The organism is Mycobacterium marinum (assembly GCF_003391395.1).
Lineage (GTDB): Bacteria > Actinomycetota > Actinomycetes > Mycobacteriales > Mycobacteriaceae > Mycobacterium > Mycobacterium marinum.
This window is the reverse complement of record NZ_CP024190.1, coordinates 2,634,184-2,647,211: the sequence shown is the minus strand read 5'-3', so window position 1 is coordinate 2,647,211 and position 13,028 is coordinate 2,634,184. Positions and strand designations below refer to the sequence as shown.

7 protein-coding genes are annotated in these 13,028 nt (G+C 64.0%); 4 read left to right on the top strand and 3 right to left on the bottom strand.

Going from position 1 to position 13,028, the window contains the following annotated elements; all coding sequences use genetic code 11:
• Nucleotides 1–301 precede the first annotated feature (301 nt).
• From pks2 to CCUG20998_RS11215, 3 genes are all read left to right on the top strand, one after another.
• A complete protein-coding gene (gene pks2, locus CCUG20998_RS11225; protein ID WP_050674518.1) occupies nucleotides 302–6,574 on the top strand; it encodes a sulfolipid-1 biosynthesis phthioceranic/hydroxyphthioceranic acid synthase in 6,273 nt (2,090 codons plus the stop codon).
• Between the two features lie 53 nt (nucleotides 6,575–6,627).
• The gene (locus tag CCUG20998_RS11220; RefSeq protein ID WP_012394089.1) at nucleotides 6,628–7,284 is read left to right on the top strand and encodes a class I SAM-dependent methyltransferase; all 657 of its coding nucleotides are present in this window, start codon (nucleotides 6,628–6,630) and stop codon (nucleotides 7,282–7,284) included.
• 339 nt (nucleotides 7,285–7,623) lie between these two features.
• On the top strand, nucleotides 7,624–9,243 hold the full coding sequence (locus tag CCUG20998_RS11215) for a hypothetical protein (RefSeq protein WP_036455588.1): 1,620 nt from the start codon (nucleotides 7,624–7,626) through the stop codon (nucleotides 9,241–9,243).
• Here the strand turns inward: CCUG20998_RS11215 and CCUG20998_RS11210 are convergent.
• The 3 genes from CCUG20998_RS11210 to rfbH are packed head-to-tail and all read right to left on the bottom strand — an operon-like array spanning nucleotide 9,210 to nucleotide 12,069.
• On the bottom strand, nucleotides 9,210–9,710 hold the full coding sequence (locus tag CCUG20998_RS11210) for a GtrA family protein (RefSeq protein WP_020725029.1): 501 nt from the start codon (nucleotides 9,708–9,710) through the stop codon (nucleotides 9,210–9,212). The genes CCUG20998_RS11215 and CCUG20998_RS11210 overlap by 34 nt on opposite strands.
• Nucleotides 9,707–10,723, bottom strand: a complete 1,017-nt coding sequence (rfbG, locus tag CCUG20998_RS11205; protein WP_020728649.1) for a CDP-glucose 4,6-dehydratase — start codon at nucleotides 10,721–10,723, stop codon at nucleotides 9,707–9,709. The genes CCUG20998_RS11210 and rfbG overlap by 4 nt, the downstream gene beginning before the upstream one ends.
• Nucleotides 10,724–10,725: 2 nt before the next feature.
• Nucleotides 10,726–12,069: a lipopolysaccharide biosynthesis protein RfbH gene (gene rfbH, locus CCUG20998_RS11200; protein WP_012394085.1), complete on the bottom strand. Its 1,344-nt coding sequence runs from the start codon at nucleotides 12,067–12,069 to the stop codon at nucleotides 10,726–10,728.
• 177 nt (nucleotides 12,070–12,246) lie between these two features.
• Between rfbH and rfbF the strand changes: the two genes are divergently transcribed.
• Nucleotides 12,247–13,023, top strand: coding sequence for a glucose-1-phosphate cytidylyltransferase (gene rfbF, locus CCUG20998_RS11195; RefSeq protein WP_015356050.1), 777 nt, complete (start codon nucleotides 12,247–12,249; stop codon nucleotides 13,021–13,023).
• Nucleotides 13,024–13,028: the final 5 nt, after the last annotated feature.

The window sequence follows — 13,028 nt, the reverse complement described above, 5'->3', positions numbered from 1 at the left end:
ATCTACGTGCCAGCGGTATAGTCGGGGCTGGGCAATACGACCTGCTGCCAGTTCATTCGCCCTGGCCAGCCCAGCCGTGAACACGCCAGGCGATTTTTTTTGTACGTCCGCACTATTTTTCCACGCGCGCGGTGCCAACAAGCTACGCTGCTGATCACCTGACTAAGTAGAAGTCGGATTCGGCAAGGGGGACCGTGGCTCGGTGTGCGATGCAGCGGCATCCCAGCCCGGATCAAAATTCGACGAAGTCTCCTCAAACAGGGGGATTAGAAGAGGTGATGTGGCCGTGAATGACCCACGTATGACGCCCGTTGCGGTAATCGGCATGGCATGCCGGCTTCCGGGTGGCATCGGCTCTCCAGAAGAGCTTTGGGAAGCACTGCTCCGGGGCGATGACTTGGTCACCGAGATCCCCGCCGACCGCTGGGACGCCGACGAGTATTACGACCCGGAGCCGGGTGTGCCGGGACGCACCGTGTGCAAGTGGGGCGCGTTCCTGGACAACGTTGGTGACTTCGACCCTGAGTTCTTCGGCATCACCGAAAAAGAAGCCATCGCGATCGATCCGCAGCACCGCATGCTGCTGGAAACCGCCTGGGAGGCCATGGAACACGGCGGACTGACGCCGGAGCAGATGGCCGAGTCACTGACCGGTGTGTTCGTGGGCCTCAACCACGGGGACTACCAGTTCGTGCACGTCGATGCGAACACTTTCGACGGTCCGTACGGGAACACCGGAACCAACTCCTGCTTTGCCTCAGGACGGATTTCGTACGCCATGCGGTTGCACGGCCCGGCGGTCACCGTGGACACCGCGTGCTCCTCCAGCCTTTACGCAACCCACCTAGCCTGCAACAGCCTCAGCGAGGGCGAAAGCGATCTCGCCTTCGCCGCTGGCGTCTACGTGATGCTGGAGCCTCGCAGATTCGCCTCGGGCTCCGCGCAGAACATGTTGTCCCCCACCGGTCATTGCCACGCCTTCGATGTGGATGCCGACGGGTTTGTGTCGGGCGAGGGTTCGGTGGTGCTGCTACTCAAGCGGCTCGCGGATGCGCAGCGAGACGGCGATCGGATTTTGGCCGTAATGCGCGGAACGGCCGCCAACCAGGACGGCCACACCGTCAACATCGCCACGCCGTCGGTAGAGGCGCAGTCCGCGGTGTATCGCGCCGCACTGGCCACGGCCGGCGTCGACGGGGCCAGCGTTGGCCTGGTCGAGGCCCACGGCACCGGTACCCCAGTGGGTGACCCAATCGAATTCGAGAGCCTGGCTCGGGTTTACGGCATCGACCGGCCCTGCGCTCTGACATCGGCCAAGCCCAATTTCGGCCACATGCAGGCCGGTGCCGGAGTCCTCGGACTGATGAAGGCGATCCTCGCCCTCCAACATGGCGTGATCCCGCCCAACATCCACTTCAGCCGCCTGCCCGACGAGATGGCTCAGATCAAGTCGGGACTCTTTGTGCCCCAGGAGATCACGCAGTGGCCAACCAACGGGGAACAGACGCGGACCGCGGCGGTGTCGTCGTACGGGATATCTGGGACGAACGTCCACGCCATTCTTGAACAAGCACCTGAGACAGCGACTCAAGACGCCGAGCCGGTCAGCCCGGCAATCGAAGGCGCGCTGATCTTCCCGCTGTCCGCGACGTCCGCGGACGGATTGCGCCAAACAGCCAAGCGGCTTGCGGACTGGGTCGACGCCCAGGGGCCGGAATTGGCGACCTCGGATCTGGCGTACACGCTGGCACGCCGGCGAGGACACCGCCCGGTGCGGACGGCTGTGCTGGCCGACAACGTCAGCGAACTGTCGGCCGGTTTGCACGAAATCGCTGACGACGAGACTCCTTACCAAGCAGCCGTCGGCCGCGACGACCGCGGGCCGGTGTGGGTGTTCTCCGGTCAGGGTTCGCAGTGGAAGGCCATGGGCGCCGACCTGCTGGCCAATGAACCGGTTTTCGCCGCTACCGTTGCCGAGCTCGAGCCGCTGATTGCCGCCGAGTCCGGCTTTTCGGTGACCGAGGCGATGACGGCGATCGAGACGGTGACCGGCATCGACCGTGTGCAACCGACCATTTTCACCATGCAGGTGGCACTGGCTGCCACCATGAAGTCCTACGGGGTACGCCCCGGTGCCATCATCGGGCACTCCCTCGGTGAGTCCGCGGCCGCCGTCGCGGCCGGCGCGCTGTCCCTCGAGGACGGCGCAAAGGTTATTTGCCGCCGCTCCCGGCTGATGACCCGGATCTCCGGCTCCGGTGCGATGGCATCGGTGGAACTGCCTGCCCAGCAGGTGCTATCCGAGCTGATGGCTCGCGGTATCAACGATGTCGTGGTTGCGGTGGTGGCTTCGCCGCAGTCCACGGTGATCGGTGGGGCCACCGATACCGTTCGTGAGCTGGTCGCCGCGTGGGAGCAGCGCGAGGTGATGGCTCGTGAGGTGGCCGTCGACGTGGCATCACACTCACCGCAGGTGGACCCGATCCTCGACGATCTGTATGACGTGCTGGCCGACCTCGAGCCGTTGACGCCCGAGGTCCCCTACTACTCCGCGACGCTGTTCGACCCGCGCGAGGAGCCCTACTGCGATGGCAGCTACTGGGTGGACAACCTTCGCCACACGGTGCGCTTCGGGGCCGCGGTGCAGGCTGCGCTCGAGGATGGCTACCGGGTCTTCGCCGAGTTGGCACCGCATCCGCTGCTGACCCGCGCCGTCGAGAAGACGGCCGAGGGCCTGGACATGCCGGTGGCGGCGCTGGCCGGTATGCGGCGCGAACAGCCGCTGCCGCACGGGCTGCGTGGGTTGCTCGCCGACCTGCACAGCGCCGGTGCGGCGGTGGACTTCTCCGTCCTGTACCCCGCTGGGGAGCTGGTTGACGCACCGCTGCCGGCTTGGACGCACCAGTCGTTGTTGTTGAACCGGGCCGGTCAGGACCACCAGGCTCAAGGCGGCTCATCGGTGGTTGTGCATCCGCTGCTGGGCTCGCACGTGCTGCTGCCGGAGGAACCGGAGCGCCACGTCTGGCAGTCCGACGTCGGCACCGAGGCACTGCCGTGGCTGGCCGATCACCAAATTCACAGTGCCCCTGCACTTCCCGGAGCCGCATACTGCGAGATGGCGCTGGTTGCGGCCCGCACCATCCTCGGCGACGCGGCCGAGGTGCGCGATGTTCGTTTCGAGCAGATGCTGTTGCTCGATGATGAAACCCCGCTATCGGCAGTGGGATCGGTGAAGTCGCCGGGGATCGTCGACTTCGTGGTGGAGACCTTCCAGGACGGTGGAGCGGTCCGCCGCGGCGGAGCGGTGCTACATGCCGTGGAAGACGACGACCAACTGCCGGCCTATGACATTCCCGCACTGCTGGCCGAGCATTCCCGCACCGAGGACGGCGAGGAACTGCGGGCACGATTCGACGAGCACGGCGTGCAATACGGCCCTGCCTTCACCGGACTCGGTAACGCACATATCGCAGATGGGGCGGTCAGCTCGGTTGTGGCTGAAGTCGCGCTACCCGGTGCCATGCGGTCACAGCAGCGTGCCTACGCGATTCATCCGGCTCTGTTGGATGCCTGCTTCCAGGCCGTCGGTGCGCACCCGGACGTCCAGGTCGCCGGTAACGGTGGTCTGATGTTGCCGCTGGGAGTGCGCCAGATCCGTGCTTACGCATCCACGCGCAATGCCCACTACTGCTACGCACGGGTGACAAGTGTCGACACATCCGCGGTCGAGGCCGACCTGGACGTGCTCGACGAGCATGGAACCGTACTGGTGGCCGTTCGTGGATTGCAGCTCGGCACAGGGGTTTCCGAGGAGGGCAACCGCGATCGCGTCCTCAACGAGCGACTCCTGACGGTCGAGTGGCAGCAGCGTGAACTGCCCGAGGTGGACGCCGCAGAGGCCGGAGCGTGGCTGTTGATCAGCACCTCCGACGGCGCCGACATGTTGGCAGCGGAGCTAACCGACGCGTTGAAGCTGCACAGCGCGCAGTGCGCAACCACAAGCTGGCACGAGAACGCCGCCGATCACGCGGCCAGTGCCGAGCGGCTACGAAACCAGCTCAATGCCGGTGGATTCCACAATGCTGTGATCCTGCTCAAGCCGGACAGCGGCAACCGCGACGAGAACAGCGGCGTCGAAGGCGTCGAGTGTGTTCGGCATGTGGTGCGTGTTGTTCGGGAGTTGCCCGAGATTATGGGTGAGGCGCCGCGGTTGTTTGTGGTGACGCGGGGTGCGCAGACGGTGTTGGGTGGTGAGAGTGCCAATTTGGAGCAGGCTGGGTTGCGTGGTTTGTTGCGGGTGATTGGTGCTGAGTATCCGCATTTGCATACCACTCATGTTGATGTTGATGAGCACAGTGGTTCTGAGGTGGTTGCGCGTCAGTTGTTGTCGGGCTCTGAGGAAGACGAGACGGCGTGGCGTTGTGGCCAGTGGTATACGGCGCGGTTGTCGCCGATGCCGTTGCGTCCCGAAGAGCGCAAGACCACGGTGGTTGAGCATGACACTGAGGGGATGCGGTTGCAGATCCGCACGCCTGGGGATTTGCAGACGATGGAGTTTGTGGCTTTTGATCGGGTCGCGCCGGGGCCGGGTCAGATCGAGGTCGCGGTCAGCACCTCCAGTATCAACTTCGCGGATGTGTTGGTCAGTTTCGGTCGGTATAACTCCCCCGATGGGCAGATGCCGCAGTTGGGTACCGATTTCGCCGGTGTGGTGACCGCGGTGGGTCCCGATGTCACCGATCATCAGGTTGGTGATCGAGTCGGTGGGATGTCCCCGCATGGTTGTTGGGCCACTTTTGTCACCTGTGATGGCGCGCTGGCTACCCCGATCCCGGCGGGTCTGACCGACGCGCAAGCGGCCGCGGTGACCACCGCGCACGCGACCGCCTGGTATGGCTTGCATGATCTGGGCCGTATCCGTGCTGGTGACAAGGTGCTCATCCATTCCGGAACCGGTGGGGTGGGCCAGGCCGCGATCGCGATCGCGCGCGCGGCCGGAGCCGAAATCTATGCCACCGCGGGCAGTCCCAAGCGTCGCCAAGTGTTACGCGACATGGGCATTGAGCATGTCTATGACTCACGCAGTATCGAGTTCGCCGAGGCCATCCGCGCCGACACCGACGGCTACGGGGTCGATATCGTGCTCAACTCGCTGACCGGCGCCGCCCAGCGCGCCGGGCTGGAGTTGCTGGCCTGGGGCGGGCGGTTCGTCGAGATCGGCAAACGCGACATCTACGGCGACACCAAGATGGGCCTGTTCCCGTTCCGGCGCAACCTGTCGTTTTACGGTGTCGATCTGGGGATGCTCTCGATCACCCACCCCCGACTGATCCGCGAGCTGTTGACCACGGTCTATCAGCACACCGCCGAGGGCGTGTTACCCATGCCCCAAGACACCCACTACCCGCTGGCCGAGGCGGCCACCGCGATCCGGGTGATGGGCGCCGCCGACCACACCGGCAAACTGCTGCTCGACATCCCCCGCAGCGGACGCAGTGCGGTGGTCCTGCCCCCCGAACAGGTACCGGTCTTGCGCGCCGATGGCTCCTACATCATCACCGGCGGCCTGGGCGGGCTGGGACTGTTCCTGGCCGAAAAAATGGCCACCGCCGGGGCCGGACGCATCGTGCTCAGTTCCCGCTCAGCACCGAGCCAAAAAGCCCTCGAAACCATCGAACTGATCCGCTCGATCGGCTCCGATGTCGTGGTCGAATGCGGCGACATCGCCCAACCCGCCACCGCAGCACGGCTGGTCGCCAACGCCACCGCCACCAACCTGCCCCTACGCGGAGTGCTCCACGCCGCCGCGGTCGTCGAAGACGCCACCTTGGCCAACATCACCGACGAACTCCTCGACCGCGACTGGGCCCCCAAGGTCTACGGCGCCTGGCACCTCCACCAAGCCACCACCGACCAACCCCTGGACTGGTTCTGCTCCTTCTCCTCCGCAGCAGCCATGCTCGGCTCACCAGGCCAAGGCGCCTACGCCGCCGCCAACAGCTGGCTCGACGCCTTCACCCACTGGCGCCACAACCAAAACCAGCCCGCCACCGCCATCGCCTGGGGCCCCTGGGCCGAAATCGGCCGCGCCATCGCCCTGGCCGAAAGCAGCGACGCCGCCATCGCCCCCGACGAAGGCGCCTACGCCTTCCAAACCCTGCTCCGCCACAACCGCACCTACACCGGATACGCTCCGATCATTGGTGCACCGTGGGTGACCGCCTTTGCCGAACGCAGCAAGTTCGCCGAGGCGTTCAAGGCCTTGGAGCAAGGCCGTTCGGGGTCCAGCAAATTCCGTAGCGAGTTGGACGCGCTGCCGTTGGATGAGTGGCCCGGGCAGCTGCGGCGAATGGTGGCTGAGCAGGTCAGCCTGATCCTGCGCCGCACCATCGATCCGGACCGTCAGCTCTCCGAGTACGGGCTCGACTCCCTGGGCAACCTCGAGCTGCGCACCCGGGTGCAGTCCGAGACCGGAATACGGATCAGCTCCACCGACATCACCACCGTACGAGGCCTAGCGGACCACCTGTTTGCCCAGTTGGCGCCGGAAGAAGCCGCAGCATCGTCACAATGAGCACTGAAAGTAGATGCGAATCAGGGCTATTCGCCCTTCGGGACGGATAAGTCATGCGTATCTTGCCGGAGACAACGAGCGTCACCGAGTACTACGGTCACAAGCGGCCGGAGATGTTGCGATTCCTACCGGCCGACGCGCAATGCGTGCTCGAACTCGGTTGTGGTGAGGGCGTGTTCGGTGCCATCGTGAAGCAGAGCACCGGCGCGGAAGTATGGGGCCTCGAGTACAACGAAGAGGCAGCCCAGCGTGCCGGCGAACTGCTCGACCATGTCCTTGCCGGCGACGCCAGCACCCGAATTGCCGAGCTACCCGACAACTACTTTGATGCGGTCGTCTGTAACGACGTGTTGGAGCACTTGGTGGATCCGCTGGACACGCTCAAGCGGCTCAGACCCAAACTCAAGCCCGATGGCGTCGTTGTCGCCTCGATCCCGAACATCCGCTACTTGCCCGCGCTGGGCAAAGTAGTTTTCCGAAGGGACTTCCCGCAGGAGGATTTCGGCATCTTCGACCGCACGCACCTGCGCTTCTTCACCCGCAGCAGCATGGTGCGAATGTTTGAGGACGCTGGGTTTTCGATGCAACGCATCAAAGGCATCAATCCTTTCCTGGGGCCTTTTGGTGCGTTGTTCGTCGCTTTGAGCCTGGGGCACTTCGCCGATGGGGTCTTTCTGCAGTACGCGTGTGTGGCTACTCCAGCCTCTTGAGTGTGGATGAGATTTTCGACTGGGCCGATGTGTACACGCCGGACGGTGTTGTCCGGGAGATGGTTTGCTCCAAGCACAGCAAGATCGCATCCGACTCCGCGCTCAAAAACGTATGCTCGGACCATGAATCACGCTGTGCCGCCCAGCGACGACACAGATGAACCGATGAACTCGTTCGGTGCGCACGTCATCGGGCCGGCGTAGCGGCATGACCAGCTCCCGGTTCAGGCGCACCGAATCCGTCGGTGTCGAGCCGGTTTTGCCGGCGCTGTCAGAGTTCCTAGCGAAGCATTTCGCGTGACCGTGGTCTAGGCGCGACGTCGCTGCGGATCCGACGCCATGACAGGCACCGACGACCACCTCCCGAAGGAGCAGATCATCAGCAGCGTCCGCGTACGGTCAGCCCTCTTGTACATCGCCATTGCGGTGGGGTTCGTACTAGCCACAGCGGTCCTGCGTGGCCAGCAGATCAGCGAATGGAATTACCTCAACCCCGATGAAGCCGAGCTGTTGGTTCAGGCACGCGCAGCACGTCACTCACCAGTTCCGTTCAGTACCTGGATAACCGGGACCACCGGCCCGTATTGGACGTTGTTCCTCACCGGTCTTGCTGTCTTCGGTGCACCGTTGACCCTCACCTTCGCCCATTTCTTGGCCGCAGCATTGCTGGGGCTCACCGCCGCCGCCCTTCTCGTCGCCGCTTCCCGCGTCATCGGATTCGGTCCCGCGTGGGTGGTCACTGCCTTGTGGTGGTTTCCCTTCGCCGTGATTTTCCCGGTGGGCGACCCATTGGACTTCGGCGCGCTCGCCACCGAATACCTACCGACATTGCTCGTCGTCACATCGGCACTGGTGAGACGCGAACAATTAGCGGCGCGGCCCTGGCTGTTCGCCGTTGTCGGCGCGCTAGCCGGCGTCGCGGTCGGCTCAAAGTTCCAGGTCGCGCCCTTAGCCGTCGCATTCGCCGCGGCACAAATGATGGTGCTGCACACCCACACCAAGCGCACGGTCGTATCGATGGTTTGGTGGGCGGCGGGCGCGGTGTTGCCACTTGCGGCGATCGTACTGACGATCGTGGTTTCTCCCGCGACCAATTGGGTCCTCGTCGATCAGACCCTGTCCTTTTTGGGGTCCTATGCGGGCGGCCCCACCGCGATGCAGAAACTTCTGCACACCTGGGACACGTTCACCTGGCCGGCGGGCTACATGCTGGTGCTGCTCGCCGTAGTGATCTGGCTGGGCCGGCACAGCGACAGGCGGTCGAAACTGGCCCGCATCGTCGTGATCGGGGGCGGACTGGTGTGCACTCTGATCGGCGGCATGGGCTTCCCCCACTACCTGATTCTGCTTTTCGGAGCCCTCGGCCTGGCCACAACAATGCCAATCAAGCCTGGCGCACAACTGGTTCCGCAGCGTTTGTCACCAGCTCTAGTGGCCAGCGCGGTGGCCGTGGTCACGGTCGTCATGCTCGTGGTCGGCTATGCCATGGATCGGTGGCGACCGCTGTCGCCGCAACAGGCGGCCGCCGCGTTCTCCGCGAATTCGGTCCACCGCAATTCCAGCATGGCCCGTGCCTGCCCGCCCGGCTCGTCCGCTCTGGTTTGGGGCTGGGCGCCCGAGATTTTCGTCGAACAGGACTGGCAGAACACCGTCCCCTATCCCAACGTGCTCGGGATGGCGATCAACCCCGCCATTCGCGACTCCGCCGAGCCGATCATGCGCGCCGGAATCGACCAGGCAAGTTGCGTCGTCGACGCCACCAACGTCAAACGCCCCCAATGCCCACCCCTGCGCTCCGAGCACCCGCTGGGTTACTGCCTTCCGCCGACGGTGACGCTGGCGCGAATCTATCCGCAACTATCCGAACTGGTGCGCCAACAGTTTCACACCGTCCCCATCATCGATGGCTGTGACGGGTGCACGTTCTATGTGCGCTCCGCATTCGAGGCGTCGTCCTGAGTGTCGGCGGCACTGCGGCGAAACGAGAAGTGCCGGTGGCCGAAATAGCTGAGGAAGGTGCTCACCGCGATGATGACTGCCTGCGCCGTGATGCGTGGGATGCCCATCTCGACCAGCACCGGTAGGGCCACAGCGTTCATGCCCAGCGACGTGAGATACACGCTTTCGAAACGCGCCAGATCGCGCAGCACATGTCCGCGCACGTGGAACACGAATCGCCGATGCATCACGAAGGCGAACAGCACGCTCAAGACATGCGTAATGCCAAGTGTCACCAACGAGCCTGCGACCTTGCCGAACCTGTGGTCGACGAATTGGCCCACGCTCTCCGAGCAGGCGACGAAGATCGCAAATCCGACGACCGTGTTGATTCCGCCCACCACCAGGAAGGCCACTCGCTGGTCGCGGAAGAGCCGGATCAACGGCCCGGGCGGCGCCGGTTCCGGTGGCAGGTCGAATTCGGTCATTCCAGGCTTTCGAATGCGGCGATCTGGTCTCGGGTGACGGCGAGCGGATCGGCACCGCCATCCACCTGGCGCTCCCAGTCGATTGTCCAGGCCACCGCATCGCGGAAACCTAGCCGATTGCGCCAGCCCAGCTCCGCCTGCGCCTTGGCGGCATCGAGGGCCAGCAGATTCGCCTCGTGTGGGTGATCTCCGTCGTCGAGATCCCAGTGTGCGCCGCCGCCCCATAGTTCGGCAGCCAACGAGGCCACCTGGCCTACCTCTACGAAGCTGTCGCGGCCCGGCCCAAAATTCCATTGGCCCAGACCGGATCCGGCCAGCAGCGCGTCGGCGAGGGTCAGGTAGCCATTGAGGCAGTCGAGTACGTGCTGCCATGGCCGCACGGCGCGGGGGAATCTCAGGCGCGGAGCCTGCCCCCGCGCGTAAGCGTCCACCAGGTCTGGGAACAGGCGGTCGCGACTGATGTCGCCCCCACCGATCACATTGCCGGCACGCGCAATGGCTGTGGGGCAATTGGGGAAACTACGAACCCAAGACTGGGTCAGCAGATCCGCCATGGCTTTCGACGCGCTGTAGGGATCGTCTCCACCCAGAGGGTCGGTTTCGACATAGCCGGCCTCCTGGTTGACGTTGCGGTAGACCTTGTCGGTGGTGATGACGACATGCGCACGCACCGAAGGGGTGGCGCCCACGGCCTCGAGCACGTTGAGAGTGCCCATGGCGTTGGTCTCATAGGTGTAGCGCGGGTTGCGGTAGGACTCACGGACCAGCGACTGGGCGGCCAGGTGGATCACGACGTCCGGCGCGACCGCCTGCAACGCTGCCGTGGTGGCCTCCGACTCGCGAATGTCCACCCGCAAATCGGAGACAAGCTGGTCGGCAAGGCCCGCGCGCTTGAACAGGCCGGCCTGCTCGGAATCGAGTGCCAGACCGGAGACCTGGTGGCCGCGACTCAGAAGGAGCAACGCCAGCCAGGGTCCCTTGAACCCGGTATGGCCAGTAATCAGGTAATGCACGGCTATCGCGCGGCCTCGGCCATGTACTCGCGGATCGAGTCCGCCACAAAATCCAGCATCGGCTTGGTCAGACCCGGGAAAGTGCCCACCCAGAAGGTCCGATTCATCACGATGTCGGTGTTGGTCAGGTCGCCGACGATCCTGAAGTCAACATTGCGATACGCCGGCTGCTTCACGAGGTTACCGGCGAACAGCTGACGGAAACCGATCTTGCGCTCATCGAGGAAGCGCATGAACTTGGTGCGTTCCACCGGGTGCGCGGGATCAAGAGTAATCGGGAAACCGAACCACGACGGATCCGAATTCGGCGTGGCCACCGGCAGGATCAGACCTTCGACGCCGGACAGTCGCGCGCTCAGGTAATCGAAGTTCTCCTTACGCGCCTGCACGAATCCGTCGAGCTTTGCTAGCTGAGACAGCCCCAGCGCGGCCTGCATGTCGGTGGCTTTCAGGTTGTACCCGATATGGCTGTAGATGTATTTGTGGTCGTAGCCCTTGGGCAGATCGCCAAGCTGCCATTCGAACCGCTTCTGGCAGGTGTTGTCGTTTCCCGGCGCGCAGTAACAGTCGCGCCCCCAGTCGCGGAAGGACTCGACCTGCTTGCGGACCAACGCCGACTTGACGAACACCGCACCGCCCTCGCCGGTGGTGATGTGGTGTGCGGGATAGAAGCTCACGGTCGCCGTGTCGCCGAAGCTTCCGGTGCGTTTGCCGTCATAGGTCGAGCCGAGCGCGTCGCAGGAATCCTCGACCAGCCACAGACCGTGCTTGTCGCACAGCTCTTGGACGGTGTCCAGATCGAACGGATTACCCAGCGTGTGGGCCATCATGATCGCCCGAGTCTTCGGCCCGACCGCTTCGCGCAGGCGCTCCGGGATAGCGTCGTAGGTGCCCAGCTCAATGTCGACAACAACGGGCCGCAGCCCGTTCTGGATGATCGGGTTGACCGTGGTGGGAAATCCGGAGGCCACCGTCAGCACCTCGTCGCCGGGCTCCAGCGGCCGCTTTCCGAACCGCTTCTTGTTCTTCCCCAGCTTTGGGCTGGTCAGGGCGCTCAGGGCACACAGGTTGGCGCTTGAGCCACTATTGACGAAGACGGCGTCACGGGCGCCCACGTAGCGGGACAGCGCCCGTTCGAAGAGCGGATGGAACCGGCCCGCGGTCAGCCAGCCGTCCAGGGACGCGTCAACAAGTGCAGCGAAGTCCTCGGGGTCGAGCACCTTGCCCGACACGGGGACCGGCGTGGTCCCTGCCACGAACTCCGACGTCGCGAGCTTGCGCTTTGCGTAGCCACGAACGGCCGCGAGGATATCGGCACGATCCTCCTCGAGCCCGTTGTCCCCCAACCCATCGGTATCGAGTCTTGAAATGAGATCTCCTCGAGCGTTTGGAATTCATACCGTACGTCGCGACCTCGAAACGCCACCCTGCGTCTCGCGACATTGCTAGTGTGTCACCTGCGCGACGCTGCGTCAGCGAAACCGCTTCGGGGGAATGCTTACTTTGAGATTGGAAGATCCATCATGAAAGCCGTGCTCCTCGCGGGTGGTCTCGGAACTCGTATGCGTGAGGAGACCGAGTTCCGACCTAAGCCCATGGTCGAGGTAGGTGGCCGGCCGGTGCTGTGGCACATCATGAAAGTCCTGGGGCACCACGGAATCTCCGACTTTGTTGTCTGCACCGGCTACAAGAGCGAGTACATCAAGGACTACTTCTCCAACTATGGGGTGTCCAATCTGGACTTCACCATCACCCTCGGCGACCAGTCGAGCATCAAGTATCACGGCTCGCACGACGAATTCAACTGGCGCGTGACGGTGGCAGACACCGGCTTGAGCACGATGACCGGCGGCCGAATCAAACGGATACACAAGTACGTTGGCGATGAGCCGTTCCTGTGCACCTACGGAGACGGTATCGCCGACGTCGACATCCCCGCACTGCTGAAGTTCCACCGCTCACACGGCAAGATCGCCACGGTGACAGCCACCCAGCCGATGAGTCGGTTCGGGGTCATCGACCTGGAGCAGGACGGCGCGGTGGCCAAGTTCCGGGAGAAGCCCAAGACCGAAGACTGGATCAATATCGGCTACTTCATTTTCGAGCGCGGAGTCTTCGACTACCTCGAAGGCGACGAAACGGTACTCGAGGACCAGCCGTTGCGGCGCCTGGCCGAAGACCGCCAGATCGCCGCGTTCCCGCACCACGGCTTCTGGCAGCCGATGGATACCTTTAGGGAGTCACAACTGCTGAACAACCTCTGGAACAGCGGGAATCCGCCGTGGAAAGTATGGGAGTGAGCGTG

Excerpts from the sequence above, each read along its gene's own strand:
- CCUG20998_RS11215 (WP_036455588.1), top strand. The coding sequence starts at position 7,624 with ATGACAGGCACCGACGACCACCTCCCGAAGGAGCAGATCATCAGCAGC.
- CCUG20998_RS11210 (WP_020725029.1), bottom strand. The coding sequence starts at position 9,710 with ATGACCGAATTCGACCTGCCACCGGAACCGGCGCCGCCCGGGCCGTTG.
- rfbF (WP_015356050.1), top strand. The coding sequence starts at position 12,247 with ATGAAAGCCGTGCTCCTCGCGGGTGGTCTCGGAACTCGTATGCGTGAG.
- CCUG20998_RS11220 (WP_012394089.1), top strand. The coding sequence starts at position 6,628 with ATGCGTATCTTGCCGGAGACAACGAGCGTCACCGAGTACTACGGTCAC.
- pks2 (WP_050674518.1), top strand. The coding sequence starts at position 302 with ATGACGCCCGTTGCGGTAATCGGCATGGCATGCCGGCTTCCGGGTGGC.